General features: G+C 67.0%; 9 protein-coding genes. All 9 read left to right on the forward strand.

Going from position 1 to position 16,230, the window contains the following annotated elements:
• Nucleotides 1-18 precede the first annotated feature (18 nt).
• The 9 genes from ACFX59_RS16390 to ACFX59_RS16430 all read left to right on the forward strand — a co-directional run bounded on the left by ACFX59_RS16390 (nt 19) and on the right by ACFX59_RS16430 (nt 16,193).
• Nucleotides 19-1,068 carry a ParB/RepB/Spo0J family partition protein gene (locus ACFX59_RS16390; protein WP_387433761.1) on the forward strand — a complete coding sequence of 350 codons (1,050 nt, stop codon included), beginning with the start codon at nt 19-21 and terminating at the stop codon, nt 1,066-1,068.
• A gap of 76 nt (nt 1,069-1,144) precedes the next feature.
• Nucleotides 1,145-2,347, forward strand: a complete 1,203-nt coding sequence (locus ACFX59_RS16395) for a replication initiator protein A (RefSeq protein ID WP_387433763.1) — start codon at nt 1,145-1,147, stop codon at nt 2,345-2,347.
• A 521-nt stretch (nt 2,348-2,868) separates the two neighbouring features.
• Entirely contained in the window at nt 2,869-3,321 is a 453-nt protein-coding gene (locus tag ACFX59_RS16400; protein WP_387433766.1) for a hypothetical protein, read from the forward strand.
• 200 nt (nt 3,322-3,521) lie between these two features.
• Complete coding sequence (locus tag ACFX59_RS16405; protein ID WP_387433768.1) at nt 3,522-4,235, forward strand: transposase; 714 nt, start codon at nt 3,522-3,524, stop codon at nt 4,233-4,235.
• A gap of 530 nt (nt 4,236-4,765) precedes the next feature.
• The gene (locus ACFX59_RS16410; protein ID WP_387433770.1) at nt 4,766-12,112 is read left to right on the forward strand and encodes an autotransporter outer membrane beta-barrel domain-containing protein; all 7,347 of its coding nucleotides are present in this window, start codon (nt 4,766-4,768) and stop codon (nt 12,110-12,112) included.
• Between the two features lie 144 nt (nt 12,113-12,256).
• On the forward strand, nt 12,257-12,508 hold the full coding sequence (locus ACFX59_RS16415; RefSeq protein ID WP_307104965.1) for a type II toxin-antitoxin system ParD family antitoxin: 252 nt from the start codon (nt 12,257-12,259) through the stop codon (nt 12,506-12,508).
• A gap of 1 nt (nt 12,509) precedes the next feature.
• A complete protein-coding gene (locus ACFX59_RS16420; RefSeq protein WP_307104963.1) occupies nt 12,510-12,803 on the forward strand; it encodes a type II toxin-antitoxin system RelE/ParE family toxin in 294 nt (97 codons plus the stop codon).
• Between the two features lie 193 nt (nt 12,804-12,996).
• Nucleotides 12,997-15,354 carry a TonB-dependent receptor gene (locus ACFX59_RS16425; RefSeq protein ID WP_387433773.1) on the forward strand — a complete coding sequence of 786 codons (2,358 nt, stop codon included), beginning with the start codon at nt 12,997-12,999 and terminating at the stop codon, nt 15,352-15,354.
• Entirely contained in the window at nt 15,354-16,193 is an 840-nt protein-coding gene (locus ACFX59_RS16430; RefSeq protein WP_387433775.1) for a tyrosine-protein phosphatase, read from the forward strand. Before ACFX59_RS16425 ends, ACFX59_RS16430 begins: the two co-directional genes overlap by 1 nt.
• Nucleotides 16,194-16,230 lie beyond the last annotated feature (37 nt).

The raw sequence follows: 16,230 nt of genomic DNA on the forward strand, positions 1-16,230 counted from the left end.
CCTGGCGGGAGGCATAAGATGGCGCGTAAACAATCCGATTATCTGGCGGCCCTGCTGGCGGAGGAAGAGGGCGACGCCCCCTCCCCCACCCCGGCCCGCGAGGTCGTGGCGGAACGCAGCCGGGGCACGACCCTGCTCGGCCGCGAGTCCGCGCTCGCCCGCGTCGCCAGCGGCGAGGTGCGACAGGTCACGCAGCTGCTGCTCGACCCGGCACGGGTGAAGATCTGGTCGGGCAATGCCCGCAACTACGACCTGCTGACCGAGGCGCATTGCCGCGAGCTGATCGACTCGATCATCGCCGAAGGGGGGCAGAAGGTCCCCGCCGTGGTCCGCCGGATCGAGGGCGATCCCGATCATGATTACGAGGTGATCGCGGGCACGCGGCGCCACTGGTCGATCAGCTGGCTGCGCGCGAACAGCTATCCCGACATGGTCTTCGTGGCGCAGGTCGCGCAGCTGGACGACGAGGCCGCGTTCCGCCTCGCCGATCTGGAGAACCGCGCGCGCGCCGATGTCTCGGACTATGAGCGGGCGCGCAACTATCTGGCCGCGCTGACCACCCATTATGGCAATCACCAGACCCGCATGGCCGAGCGGCTGAAGCTGTCCAAGGGATGGCTGTCCAAGATGCTGAAGGTCGCCGCGCTGCCCGACGAAGTGGTCGCCGCCTTCGCCTCGCCGCATGAGGTGCAGCTGAAGCCCGGCTATGCGCTGGCGCAGGCGGTGCAGGACAAAAGCGAGGCGTCGGCCATCATGAGCGTGGCCCAGTATATCACGCGCCAACAGGCCGAGCGGCGCGAGGCGGGGCAGCCGCCCATCCCGGCCAGCGAGGTGCTCCACCGCCTGCTGACCGCGCGCAAGATGATGCTGGGCGAGGATGGCGAGCCGGAGCGCTACAGCTATCACAACCGCTATGGCCGCCCCGTGCTGTCGGTCCAGTCGGCCAATCGCCAGGGCGTGACGGTGCGGCTTCATGCCGGATCGGGCGCGGATGTCGAGGAAATCGTGACGGCGCTGCGCGGCGCTCTGGCGCATCTCGAGCAGACGGGCAGGGGGCTCCAACCCTGATGTTTCCCCGGGGAAACACGCTTGCCCGCCCATCTTGCATGTTTCCCCGGGGAAACATGCGCCGGGGTCATGACGCATGAGCAGCAAGCCCAAGGACGGATCGGCCGAACAGTTCGAGCTGTTCCTGCCCTATCTCGCCGACCTGCCGCTGCGCGACCAGCGCGAGATGATGGAGCGGCCGTTCTTTAGCCTGGCCAAGTCGAAACGGGTCAAGCCGATCGACTATCGCTCGCCCGACGGCAAGCTGTGGGTCCATGTCTCGGGCAATCCCGATTATGGCATGGCGACGATCTGGGATGCCGACATCCTGATCTATTGCGCCTCGATGCTGGCCGACATGGCCAGGCGGGGGATCAACGACGTGCCGCGCAAGCTGCACCTGATGCCCTATGACCTGCTGCGCGCGATCGGGCGCCAGCCGACGGGGCGTGCTTACGAGCTGCTCGGCCAGGCGCTCGACCGGCTGGTGTCGACCACGGTCAAGACCAATATCCGCGCCGAGAATAGGCGCGAGGCGACGTTCAGCTGGCTCGACGGCTGGACGCAATTGGTCGACGAAAAGACCGAACGCTCGCGCGGCATGACGATCGAGCTGTCGAGCTGGTTCTATGAAGGCGTGATGATGACGGGCGGCGTGCTGTCGATCGACCGCGCCTATTTCGACATTTCGGGCGGCCGCGAACGCTGGCTGTACAAGGTCGCGCGCAAACATGCCGGCGGGGCAGGGGAGGGGGGCTTCGCCATCTCCATGCCGACCCTGTTTGAGAAATCGGGGGCCGAGGGCCAGTATCGCCGCTTCAAGTTCGAGATCGCCAAGATCGCCGAGCGCAACGAGCTGCCGGGCTATGCCCTGACGCTCGAACAGGCGGAGGGCAAGCGCGAGCCGAGCCTCAGGATGCGTCGACGGGCGGAAGGGGAGGGGGCTGGCCCAGCCGTCCCTGCGCCCCCGAAAAGGTCCAGGGGCGCTGCCGCGCCAGCACCCAAGCCACCGACGCCGGAGGACACTCCGCCGCCCCCCTCTGACCAGGACATGGATGCCAGCGGGCTGATCCGTCGCAGCGTCAAGAGCCTGTCGACCCGCTCGACCTTCGGAGAGATCACCGACGCGACCCTGGCCCTGCTAAGATCCGAATGTCCGGGCTGGGACTATCAGACGCTGCACGCCGAATTCAAAGCCTGGGTCGAGGGCGATCCGGCCCGCACGCCGGTCAGCTATCAGAACGCCTTTATCGGCTATGTGCGCCGTTTCGACGCCAAAAACCGGCACCTGCTTCGCTGACGAAAGGGGAGGGGGGCGCGGCAATGGCGCTCCCTTCCCGCCATTTCAGCCGCTGGAATTGCGGCGCAGGAGGGATGCGCAGCGAAAACGCGTTCCCGAAATATCGCGTGTTCGATCGTCGCTACGATCGCGTGTCCCGGCGGGTCGCCACTTTGAACCTCACCATGCGGGATCGGTCGAAAACTGATTCAATCCGACCCGCTCCGACGGCGTCCGTCCCGCCTTTTCGATATATCGGGAACGGGCAACGATACTCCCGGAACGGTCGGGCGATACATCGGGAACGCTCATCACGATATTCCGGGAACGGACACTCGATATGTCGGGAACGCGAGGGTCCCGAAAAAGCGAGTGAATCCGGCATTTTAGCCTGTGGAAAACACGGCTTAACCCTTTAAATCCCTTCTAACGCTCTAACCCTTCCGGATATGTTTTTTGAGCTTTTTTGAAGAGCTTGATGAGTTTTCTGAATCAGTCGCCTTTTCGCTTTGGGTTTGCCCCCTATCGATTCACAAAGGGCCATGCCGATCGCGCGCGAACATCGCTGGCTCTACCCGATCGACTGGCGCGAGCTGTCCGCGCTGATCCGCTTCGACCGCGCCAAGGGGCGGTGCGAGCATTGCGGGCGGCCGCACGGACGCGAGATCGTGCATCTGGGCGACGGAACCTGGTGGGACGACACCCGGGCCCGCTGGCGCGACGGCCGGGGCAGGGGGGTCAAGGCGCTGCCCAGCCCCACCGCCATGATCCACGCGCAACCGGGCCTGGCAGGCATCGCCCCGCCCCTGCCGTTCCGCCGAACCCGCGTGATCCTGGCCAGCGCGCACCTGAACCACGACCCTGGCGACAACCGACCGCGTAATCTCGCCGCGCTGTGCCAGGCCTGCCACATGCGCCATGATGCGGGGGAGCATCGCAGGCGCCGGTTGCGGAACTGGTTCCGGTCCAGTGCCATTCGCGATCTTTTTGCTTGAGCGGGCAGCGAGCCTTCCAAAAGGCAATGCCCCCCCTTGTCTGATGTGATGCTGGTCTGACGGTGTTGCGGAAGGGAGCCCGTCCCCCCCCGAAGGTCTGGAGCCCGATAGGGAGCAAGGGTCCCTTCCGCGTTGGTCACAACCCTGAACAGTTTGCTTGGGACTGCTGATCCCGCACGACATGGACAGGAGCCTATACCATGCCACAAGCCGTCATCGGCTGCGACCTTTCACGTGCCGTCATCGACATTTGCGAGCTGCCATCCGGCCGGATCGGGCAGATCGCCAATACACCGGATGCCATCGACGCCTGGCTCGACACACTCGACCACGACATTCGCCTCGTCTTCGAGGCCACCAGCGGCTGCGACGGCGACCTGATCGCCGCGCTGGCGACCCGCAGCCATCCTTTCTCGCGCGTCAATCCGCGTCAGGCGCGCGAGTTCGCCAGAGCCACCGGCACGCTCGCCAAGACCGACTACGTCGATGCCCGGGTGCTCGCGCAGATGGGCGCGGCGCTCGACCTGCTGGCTACCATCCCGCTCAGCCCGACGCGTTCCCGCCTAGCCGATTTCCTGCGCCGTCGCAGGCAGTTGGTCGACATGCGAAAAGCCGAAAAGCTGCATCGCCACAGCGCAGGTCAGCCCGATATCGCGCAAGCCATCGAGGCCATGATCGACCTGCTCGGCCAGCAGATTGCCGAGCTCGACCGACAGATCGCAGGCATCATCGCCCAAGATCACGCCCTGTCCGAACAGGCCCGGCTGCTAACGGCCGTTCCCGGCATCGGGCCCACCGTCCTCGCCACCTGCTCGGCGAACTTCCCGAACTCGGCACGCTCTGTCGTCGCAAGATCGCCTCGCTCGCAGGCCTCGCCCCCTATCGCCTGGACGCGACCGCGATCGCCGACCTGACCGACGGACGGGGCCGCGCGGCCGACGAACGGATCGCCCAGGCCCTGGCCGCACCCTGGAAGGCCATCGCCGGGATCGAAGGCGGCATCCCGCCGAGCTGGGCGCTGGCGCAGGCGCTGATCGCGCGCGGCGCGGAGGGCGCGCTGGTCCCCTCCGCGCAAAATCCGGGCGGCACCGCGCTGGTCCTGTGGCGCTGGCACCGTGCGGATGAAATGGGGGAGGGCGAATCGAGGGAGGGCGCGGCGCTGGAACTGCTCGATCCGGACCATGTACTGACGCCGCATCCCTGAGCGGCGCCGATTTGCTTCGGTGCCGTCGACCGGCAACTGGCCGCGCAAGTGATCGGATCGCCCGATCCTTTTCGACCCCCGAACCGTCAATGATGGAAATTCGGTAACTCCGGTCGTGCCAAGAAAAGAGCAATGACTTTATTTCGTCATGACGATTATGTCATGAATTCACGTGACATGACGCCGACTTCATCATAGGAATCGTCCGACAATTGGGGGTTTCGAAAAATGGTGAAGGCAATGTCGCGCGCTCGGCAGGTGAAGGCGCGCGCTCTGGAATCGAGTGCCATTCTGCTTGCGGTGATGGTGGCGGGCCCGGCCTTTGCCCAATGCACCCCCGATCCGACCCAGGCCAACACCACCACGACGTGCAGCGGCACCGACAGCAACGGCCTGACCGTCACGACCTCGGGCACCACGGTCGATGTGGCGACCGGGGCGACGGTGACGAACAGCGGCGCACCCGCCATCGCCTTTGCGATCCCGACCTCGGCCACCAGCTATCCCTATGGGGTGCTGACCGTGGGCGGCCGGGTCGATGGCGCAAGCCAGACCGGCGTGCAGTTCGTCCGCCAGACCACCGCCAACAGCTATTCCAGCGGCCAGCTGTCGGTGACGGTGCGCGCAGGCGGCAGCATCAGCGGCGCGAACGGCATCGTCATCGGCCAGACCGGCAACGGCTATGGCAGCACGACCGCGTCGATCGACAATAGCGGCACGATCAGCGGCACGGGGACCGGCTCGGACGGCTATGCGCTGCTGTCGAGCAACCCGACCTATGCGGGCTTCCAGACGATCACCAACCGCGCAGGCGGCACGATCGGCGCGATCAGCGGCCCCGTCGGCACGCTGACCAATGCCGGCACCATCGATGGCGGCAGCCGCAGCGCGATCGATGTGGGCGCGACCTACAGTTCTGTAGTCTATGGTTTCAACTGGACCAACAGTGGCGCGATCCGCAGCGCCAGCACCACTGCGACGCTGGCCAATGTCCGTACCTCGACGCTGACCAACAGCGGCACGATCGCCAATATGGGCACGGGCGCGGCCATCACCGGCATCGGCGTGTCGCTCGTCAACCAGGCCGGCGGTCAGATCACCACCGCCGGCACCATCGCCATCCAGGGTAGTGGCGGGGTCAATCTGGTCAATAGCGGCACGATCGTCGGTGGCATCACGACGACCGCCAACCAATATGGCTATGATGCCAGCACAGTCGACAACATGCTCGGCACGATCACGGGCGATCTGCGTCTGGGCTCTGGCAACGACACGCTGACCGTCGGCTATGCGAACGGCGCGATCCGTACCGGAATCAGCGGCGCTATCGACGGTGGGGCGGGCACGGACACGCTGCGCGTTCGCCTGACGAGCGACACCAGCCTGTCCTCCGCGCTGACACTTCCGACCAATTTCGAACAGCTGACCCTGGTTACCGATGCGAAGATGACCGCCACGCTGGCAGGCGGCTTTGCAACGACGGGGACCTTGCGCGTGGGCGGCGACGGCACGCTGGTCAACAATACCGCGCTCAGCGGCAGCGGTACGGTCCTTGCCGACGAATATGCCTCGTACAGCGCGGCCATCGTGAAGAATGCCGGTAGCATCAGCGGCACGGGATCGCAGGTCGACAGCTTTGCCGTATCGCTGGGTTCGGTGAAAAGCTTCGAGAATAGCGGCACGATCACCGCGAGCATGGGCGGCCTCTCGTTCACCTCGCAAGGTACGGTCGTCAATTCGGGTACGATCACGGCAGGCGGGACCGCCGTGTCGCTGATCGGAAGCTTCACCAATTCGGGCACGATCCGCTCGACCGGCGGGATCGCTGCGATATTGTCGGCGTCGTCGGGGGCCACCCAGACCAATAGCGGCCGGATCGAGGGCTCGACCGCCGGGGTCCAGCTGTCGAGCAGCCTGAACAACAGTGGCACGATCACCGCGACCGGGACCGGTCTGTTCATCAATGCCTATGGTCGGCTCAACAACCAGGCGGGCGGCGTCGTCACCGGGGGCACGCGCGGTATCGGGCCGAACGGCAATTTCACCGTGTTCAGCGCCGAGATCGCCAATGCGGGTACGATCAACGGCAGCGTGACCTTCGGGACGTCGTCGGACTATTTCTACGGCAACAACATCTATTACGCGCTGCCCGGCGGTATCCTGAACGGCGATCTGACGCTGTCGAGCAGCGACCTGCTGGTCGCCGAACTGGCGGGAACCAGCGGCGACCGCTTTGCGGGGATCAACGGCACGGTGTCGGGTTCGGGGGCGGGGTTGCGCCTGCGTGTTCGCAACGACACGAGCACGACGCTGCCGACCTCCACCACATTCGCCAAGATCGGCTATGAGCTGTTCGACAAGGCAACGCTGACCCTGACCGGCACAGCTTCGGGTCGGGCGCTGACCCTGGCCGGGCAGGGAACGGTGGACGTCACCGCCGATATCGCCACCACCATGGGGGCGGCGATCTCCACCCTCTCGCGCACGACGGCACCTGGCGAGAGCTATGCCGCCAACGCCCTGACCATCATCAGCCGCGGCACATTGTCGCTGGTCCCGGCCAACACCAATCTCTATCTGGGCGGGGTCGTCCTGCTCGGCAGCACCGATATCTTCACCAATATCGGCACCATCGCGGCCAGCGGGCGGGCCATCAACGGCTATAACCCGATCGTGGCGATCTCGGGCGGCAAGACCGTGACCAACCAGGGCACGATCACGCTCGATGGCGCGGTCGGTGCCCAGGGCGTGCAGAGCCTTACGAACAGCGGGCGCATCGTCCAGGCCACGAATGGCCGCGCGGCAACCGGCGTCACCGGTATCGGCACGCTGGCCAACAGCGGCACGATCGAGGTGGGCGGCTCGGCCGTCCTGCTCGATTACAGCGGCTATGCCACGGTGATCGAGAATAGTGGTCGGATCGCCAGTACGGGCGGCGTCGCGATCGCCCAGAGCTATAATTCCGGTTACGGCATCACGATCCGCAATCTGGCCGGTGGCACGATCGCGGGAGCGACGGGCCGGTCTGCGATCCAAGTGGCGGGCGGCCAGATCGTCAATGCCGGTACGATCACCGGCGACGTTGATCTGGGCTACACCACCTATGGCGGTCGTTCCTACGCCAGCGCGGTCTATACCAGTAATGGGGGCACGCTGACCGGCAATCTGCGCTTCGGCGAAGGCGATGACCTGTTCGTCGAGACGGACGGCCAGACCGGCGTGACCGGGACAATCGATGGGGGCGGCGGGACGGACACGTATCGTCACGCCTTCACCAAATCGGCGAGCGCAGCACTGGGCAAGCTGACCGCCATCAATTTCGAGCGCGAAGACGTCCAGGCGATCGGCGCCGATACGGTCGTGACTATTGGAGCCGACGCTACGCTGACGTCGCTCGGCCTCCGGGGCGATGGCCAGATCGTCAACACCGCCAATGTCGATGGCGACGTCACCATCGGCGACGCCAATTACTACTACCAGCCGCAGCCGCAGGCCATGCTGGCGGCGCTGACCAACCAGGCCGTCGTCAAGGGCGCCATCTCGGGCCAGGTTTCGCGCTTCACCAACAGCGGGACGGTCGGCGATGCGGCGCTGAAGCGCACCGCCGTTTCCATCTATGCGGTCGGCGACCTGAGCTTTACCAATTCGGGCAGCATCCTGAACGACGCCAGCCGTCGCGGTGTCAACCTGTCGGTCAATGGGGGGGCGATCACCGCCACCAACAGCGGTTCGATCGCCCAGGGGTTCAACGCCTTTGCCAGCGACTATAGCTATTACGGCACGACGCCACCGGACGCGCCGCAGCCGCAGAAGATCGCGCTGACCAACAGCGGCACCATCGCCTCCACCGACGAGGGTCGATCGGGCGTCCTGCTTCAGATGAACAATGATCTGGGCGGGTCGATCCAGTTCGACAACAGCGGCACGGTCACCCAGGGCGTCAACGCCTATGCGGGCCGCTACAGCTATTACGGCACGCCGGTATCGGACGCCGCGCGCTCCTATGCGATTGCCGTCACCAACAGCGGATCGATCACCGCGACCGGGCAGGGCCGGTCGGCCGCCCTGCTGACGATCGACGATTACCGGGGCACGGGCGGTTCGATCCGCCTCGACAATAGCGGCACGATCGACGCCAGCGGAACCTCGGCCTATGGCGTCCGCGCCGGTTTCAACGGCTCCGGCACCACCACCACCGGCGCGCAGAGCATCGCCATCACGAACAGCGGCACGATCCGCGCCAATGGCGGCGGGGTGACGATCACCGATCCCTATGCGGGCGCCAGCGTCCCGAAGGATCCCACCGCACCCACCACCTATATCGCCGCGGCCGTGTCGGTCTTCGGCAACGGCACCGCGACCGCCACGATCACCAACGCCGCGACCGGCACGATCGAGGCGACCGGGCCGCTGTCCGTCGCGGTCAGGACCAACGGCGCCGCGCTCGACCTGACCAATGCCGGGACGATTCGCGGCGGGGCGGGCACCACGCCGGCCGCCAATGACACCCTCGTGCGCCAGATCGGCAGTCCCTATCTGGCGGGCGCGATCCACAGCATCGGCGCGACCGACGACAGGATCGTCAACACCGGCAGCATCTTCGGATCGATCGCGCTGGGCGACGGCAATGACCGGATCGAGAATTACGGCCGGATCGAGGGCAATGTGTTCCTCGGCGCGGGCGACGACACCTTCCTGCACCGCGCCAGCGCGACGCTGGTCGGGACGGTCGATGGCGGCACGGGCACGAACAGCCTGATCGTCGACGCGACCGGGGGCGGGACGGTCAATGGCGACCAGTTCGTCAATTTCCAGCGCTTCAACCAGGTCGGACAGGGCAATGTCACATATGCCGGTATCTTCCGCTTCGACACGATCGGGGTCGCGGGCGGAACGGTGACCGTCGCGGCGGGCCAGACGCTGGCCAGCACCGGCCCGGTCACCATCACCGGCACCGATGCGAACGAGACGGTCGTCAATTCCGGCACCATCGCCGGTTCGGTCGCGCTGGGCGGCGGGAATGACAGCTTCGTCGAGGGGCCCAATTCGCGCGTCCTGGGCACTCTCGATGGCGGCACGGGCACCAACCTCTACGGCGTGCTGCTGGCGGGCGACCGCAGCGGCATCGGCCAGCGCAGCAATTTCCAGCAGCTGGCGGTGACCGGCACCGGCACGCTGTCGCTGACGCTCGACCAGAGCTTCGACACGGTCGCGCTGGCGGGCACCGGGCTGAACGTCGCGCTGGCGGGCAACCGGATCGGATCGGTCACGGGCTCGGACGCGGCCGAGCAGCTGCGCGTCGATGGCGACATCGCCGGCGTTTCGCTAGGCGCGGGCGACGACCTGCTGGCGCTGGGCACGACCAATGCGGCGGGCCGTTACGATGGCGGCGCGGGCACCGACAGCTTGCGCTTCGCCGCCAATGCGCCGGTGGTGCTGAGCGGGGTGGCGACCGGATTCGAGACTGTGTCGCTGACCGGCAACGCGCTGACCGTCACCGGTTCGCTGGGGTCGCAGGGTGCGCCGCTCGGCTTCGGTGACGGCGATACGGCGCTGACCGTCGCCAAGGGCGGCACGCTGGCCGGGGTCATCGACCTGGGCGCGGGCAATGACAGCTTCCGTCTGGCGGCGGGTTCGGTCCTGATCGGCAGCGTCGCGGGCGGCGCGGGCAACGACACCGCCACGCTGGAGCTGGCGGGCAACCAGATGCTGGCGGCGGGCACGCTGACCGGGTTCGAGACGCTGGCGACCGAAGGGACCGGCGCGCTGACCCTGACGGGCACGCAAAGCTATGCCCAGGTCAACGCCGCGACCGACCTGACCATCGCCTCGGGCAGCAGCCTGACCGCGGGCCAAGTCGCCTTCACCGGCGGAAACCAGCGCTTCACCATCGCGGGCACCTTTGCGGGCGCGGTCGATGGCGGGGCGGGCACCGACACGATCGCGCTGTCGGGCGGCACCGCTGCCGCGCCGGTCGCCTTCACCAACGTCGCCAATGTCGAGGCGCTGGCGATGACCGGCGGCTATGCCACCGTGTCGGGCAACGCCGCCTTCGGCGCGGTCGATATGACGAGCGGCCGCCTGGTCGGTTTCGCCGGGTCGACGATGAGCGCCGCGCAGTTCCTGGTCCGCCAGGGCGCGACCTTCGGTTCGGCGGGGACGGTCAACGGCAATGTGACGGTCGCGGGCATCCTCAGCCCCGGCGCGTCGCCGGGCACGATGACGGTCAACGGCAACGTCACGCTGGCCAGCGGCTCGCTGTCCTATTTCGAGCTGACCCCGACCGTGTCGGACAAGCTGATCGTCAACGGCGCGATGACCATCGGCAGCGGATCGACGTTGCAGATCGTCTCCAGCGGCGCGCTGCGCCCCGGCACCTCCTATGACCTGATCGTCGCCAGCGGCGGGATTTCGGGCAGCTATGCCAATGTCCTGAAGCCCGCCGACCTGTTCGGCTTCATCGTCCAGCGTGCCGACCGCATCCAGCTGCTCGGCCAGTTCCTGGGCGATGCCGGGTTCAGCCCGCAGGTGGCGCGCAGCATCGACTATGCCAATGCGACCCTGGCCAAGCAGCCCGCGACCAGCACGCTGTTCGCCGCGCTCCCGTCGCTGCTGACCGCCTCGGGCGCGTCCAATCCGCGTGGCTTCGCGCAGATCACGCCGGAGGCCTATGCCTCGGCATCGCAGATCGGCGTCGACAATGCGCTGGGGCTGGTCCAGGCGGCGCGCGGGCCCGCCTTCGCCACCACGCGTGAGGATGCCGGCGTCTTCACCTTCGCCCAGACGCTCGGCCAGTGGCACACGCTGGGCGCCGACCGGGCACAGGGGACCAGCACGGCGCAGACGCGCGGCTATGGCTTCCTGGGTGGGGTCGGTTACGGCGATCGCCAGTGGATGATCGGCGCGTTCGGCGGCTGGCTCGACACGCGTCAGTCGATCGCCCCGCTCGCCGCCTCGACCAGGGCCGATGGCGTGGTGGCGGGCGTGCATGGCCGCTATGCGATGCCGAACGGCTTCGGCTTCGGCGCGTCGATCGTCTATGACGGTGCGCAGGCGCGGACCACCCGCGCGCTGCCGGGCACGGCCTCGGGCTTCGGCCGCTATGACCTGCACACATGGACCAGCGACCTGTCGGTCCATTATGCCGCCGAGATGCCGGAGGGCTGGGCGCTGACCCCGCGCGCCGGGATCACCTATCTGCGCACCCGCCGGGCGGGCGTGGGCGAGACGGGGGGCAGCCCCTTCGCGCTCACCGTCGCGCGGCGCGATCTGGTCGCGGGCTTTGCCGATGCCGGGATCACGGTCGGGCGCAGCGATGCGTCGGACGCGCCGTTCCGCCCGTTCGTGACGCTGGGCGCGCGCTACCAGATCGAGGGCAACCGCGCGGTCGCGCTGGGCGGCTATGCCGGGGGCGGCCTGGGTCTGGTCGCGCTGGGCGCCGCGCGCGCGCCGCTGGTCGGCACGGCCACGGGCGGGGTCGCCTATCGCTTCCGCAACGGGATCGACCTCTATGCGACCGGCAGCGCGCAGACCGGTCGCGACGATCACCAGGAAACGATCGCGGCGGGCCTGCGCCTGCGCTTCTGATCGACCGGGGGTGGAGCGGGCCATGTTGCTCCACCCCTTGCTCCTCACAGAACGGGCAGGCGATATCCTTGCAGCCTCTGCCGTTATGAATTATTATGAACGGCATCGATGGATGCGAGTTCTACGATGGGTGAATATGCCAGAATGACCGTCGTGGTCCCCGAGCCGATGGCGGAGACGATCCATGCCGCCATCGCGGCGGGGGAATATGCGTCGGCGAGCGAAGTGGTGCGCGATGCGATGCGCCTGTGGAACGAGCGCCGGGCCTTTCGTGCGGAGGAATTGCGGCTGCTGCGCGACGCATGGGACAAGGGCAAGACCAGCGGTATTGCCGGTCCACTCGACATGAAGGCGATTATCGCAGAAGCCCGAGGCGAAGCCGACGCTGCGGGCTGAGATGACCGCGATCGTCCTATCGCGTCGCGCCCGCGAGGATTTCAAACGGATCTGGACCTATATCGCGCGGGATGACGACCATGCTGCCGACAGGCTGCTGCTGGCGCTGGACGCCAAGATCGAAAGGTTGCGGGATTTCCCCGGCATCGGCACGTCCCGGGACGATATCCGACCAGGCGCCCGCACGCTCGTTCATGGGCGCTATCTGATCCTCTACGAGCATGACGCCGACGCCGATCAGGTCGAGATCGTTGCGGTTGTCGAAGGCGTGCGCGACCTCGACCGCCTGTTCTGAAGGCGACGTTGCCGATGGACGGCACGGATCGCAGCGATATTCTCGGGTTGCCGGGCTCGGCGTAGGATTGACCCGCCCCCAAGATGACACAATCGTCATCATAAAAACCGCAGCATCCCCCCAAAACGTCATCATCCCGCAATGATCCGCCACCAAGGGACGCGCCGATAATCCTTTGGGGGGAACCACGGAAATGACTTCGTTTGACTCGCATTTCGCGGGGCGGCTCTTTGCGTCCAGCGCGCTGGCTCTTCTGCTTGCCACGCCCGCCTTTGCGGCCGAGCCCGAACCGGCCAAGACCGCCGCGCCCGACGACCAGAAGACCAATGCCGACGGTTCGCTCAACGAGGTCATCGTGACCGCCGAGAAGCGCCCCCAGAGCCTGCAGAAGACCCCGATCGCCATCTCGGTCCTGTCCGCCGAGGATCTCCAGAACCGCCACGTCCAGTCGCTGGTCGACCTTCAGGACGGCGCGATCCCGTCGCTTCGCGTCGCGCCCTTCTATTCGCGCAACTCCGCGCTCATCATGAACATCCGCGGCATCGGCGTGCTGGCCGACAGCAACCAGCCCGCGCGCGACCAGGGCGTGGGCGTCTATATCGACGGCGTGTATCTGGGCCGCGCCCAGGGGCTGGGCACTGCGCTCTATGACATCGAGAGCATCGAGGTGCTGAAGGGTCCGCAGGGCACGCTGTTCGGCCGCAATACCGAAGGCGGCGCGGTCAGCATCGTGACCAAAAAGCCCACCGGCCAGTTCGGCCTCACCGCGACCGCGGGCATCGGCAATTTCGGCAGCCACAAGGCCGAGGCGCATCTCAACCTGCCCGAATGGCATAATTTCAGCGTCAAGCTGGACGGCATCGTCACCAAGCGGGGCGGCCTGGTCGCCAACCCGCTGCCCGGCCAGTCGGACTTTAACGGCTTCGACCGGCACGGCGCGCATGTCGAGGTGCTGTGGAAGCCCGAAAGCGGCGTCAGCGCGGACTATGCCTTCGACACCTCCTATGACGCCTCGACCCCGCTCTATCTCCAGGCGATCACCGCCGGAACGCTGGCCCGCGCGCCCGCCTTGCCGCTCCAGCCCGACCGCGTCCGCACCGCCAGCATCGGCGTGCCGCAGCAGGAGAGCATCGGGCGGACGCATGGCCACCGCCTGACGCTGGGCCTGGACATCGCGCCGGGGCTCCAGCTCAAGTCGATCACCGCCTATCGCGAGCTGGACCAGAGCCAATATGACAATGGCGGGCAGAACAGCTCGACCTACAAGCCGAACGGCGCGTTCAGCCGCTATAGCCTGGCCGGGTTCGCGCAGAACCAGTTCAGCCAGGAAATCCAGCTGATCGGCGACACGCCGCGCCTGAAATATGTGCTGGGCGCGATGGCGTACCGCGAGCATACCGAGGACAACGCCCAGGCGTTCAACTCGATGGTTTGGAACGCCGACGGCACCGCCGCCACGGTCGCCACCTATAATATCGCGACCGTCCCCTATGACCGCGCCAGCCGGATCACGACGCGCAGCATCGGCGCGTTCGGCCAGGCGACCTGGACCCCGGGGATCGCCGACGACCGGCTGCACCTGACCGCGGGCGCGCGCTATACCCGCGACATGAAGCGGGGCGAGCTGTTCATCGTCAACGGCAAGACCCCCAGCGTCAACGGCGTGGTCGCGCCGCGCGCGCTGGACGCGGCCTGGTCGCGGGTCGATCCGCTGGTGACGCTGGCCTATGACGTGACCCAGGCGGTCCATGTCTATGGCAAATGGTCGGAGGGCTATAAGTCGGGCGGCGCCAATTCGCGCTCGCTGACCTATGCGCCGTTCAACCCGGAAACGCTGTCGATGTTCGAGATCGGCGCCAAGAGCGAGTTCCTCGACCGCCGCGTCCGGCTGAACCTGGCCGCCTATACCGGCGCGTACAAGTCGATCCAGATCGATTTCCAGGCCAATTATTTGCAGTTCGACGCGAACGGCAAGCTGCTGGAAACCACCCGCACCACGATCGAGACGACCAATGCGCCCGGCACCGGCCGCGCCAAGGGGATCGAGGCGGAGCTGACCGTGGCGCCGATGGCGGGCCTGACGCTGACCGCCAGCTATTCCTATAACGACCTGACCATCCCGGCGACGGTGAACCCCTTCCCGCAGGGGGTGAACGGCACGGTCGTCGCCACGCCGATCAAGATCTATCCGGTCTATACCCCCGCGCATGCCGCCAGCGGCGCGATCGATTATGAGCGGCCGATGGGCGATTACAGCCTGGTCGCGCATCTCGACGCCAATTATGACAGCGGCTTCTATGCCAATTACAACGACCCCGCGCCGGGGGTGAACCAGCCCAAGGGCGATCCGGGCTTCATCGTCAACGGCCGGATCGGCGTGACCGACATCGCGCTGAACGACACCGGCGCACGGCTGAGCGTGTCGGCATGGGCGCGCAACCTGCTGAACGAGCAGCATCTGTTCTACAAGACGCTGAACACCGCGACCGGCGTGTCGGGCTTCTTCAACGAGGCGCGCACCTATGGCCTGGAAGCGACGGTGAAGTTCTGATGCGCCGCGCGGTCGCCTTGGCGATGCTGTTGGCGGTCCCGGCGGGGGTGGGGGCTTCGGCGCCCGCCCCGGTGGCGGGGGCGGCGCACCGCCGCGTGCTGCCGCTTCAGGGCGGCCGCAATTTCCGCGATCTGGGCGGCTATCGCACCGCCGACGGGCGGATGGTGAAATGGGGGCTGCTCTATCGCTCGGGGCAGATGCACGACCTGACCCCGGCGGATTACGTGACGCTGCAAAGGCTGGGCATCCGCACCGTCTGCGACTTTCGCGACACGCGCGAGCGGGCGGGCGAGCCGACGCTCTGGCCTGCGGGCCGGAAGCCCAAGGTGCTGAGCGACGATTATGCGCTCGACATGAGCGGCATGATGCTGCCCGGCGATCCGTCGACCTGGACGCATGAGCAGGTGGTCGCGGCGATGACCGCGACCTATCCGAAGCTGCTCGACCAGTTTCGCGGCCAGTATGCCCGCATGTTCGCCGAGCTGTTGGCGGGCGACGTGCCGCTGGCCTTTCACTGCACGGCGGGCAAGGACCGCACCGGCGTCGCGGCCGCTCTCCTGCTGACGGCGCTGGGGGTGCCGAGGGCGACGATCGTCGAGGATTACCTCCTCTCCAACCAGCACATGGCCCCGCCGCCCGCCCACCCGACCGGCTTCTGGGCGAAACTCTCGCCCGAGGCGGCGCACGCCTTTGCCGGGGTCGACCGCCGCTATATCGACGCGGTGTTCGCGGTGACCGACCGCCATCCGGGCGGGACGATGGGGTATCTCAGGGACGAGCTGGGGCTGGACGCCGCCAAGGTTGCGAAGCTGCGCGCGCTGTATCTGACCAGGGGGTGACCGTCATTCCTCCCCTGCAAGGGGAGGTGGCGCGCGC

Origin of the sequence: Sphingomonas sp. NCPPB 2930 (assembly GCF_042867205.1) — a bacterium.
GTDB lineage: Bacteria > Pseudomonadota > Alphaproteobacteria > Sphingomonadales > Sphingomonadaceae > Sphingomonas.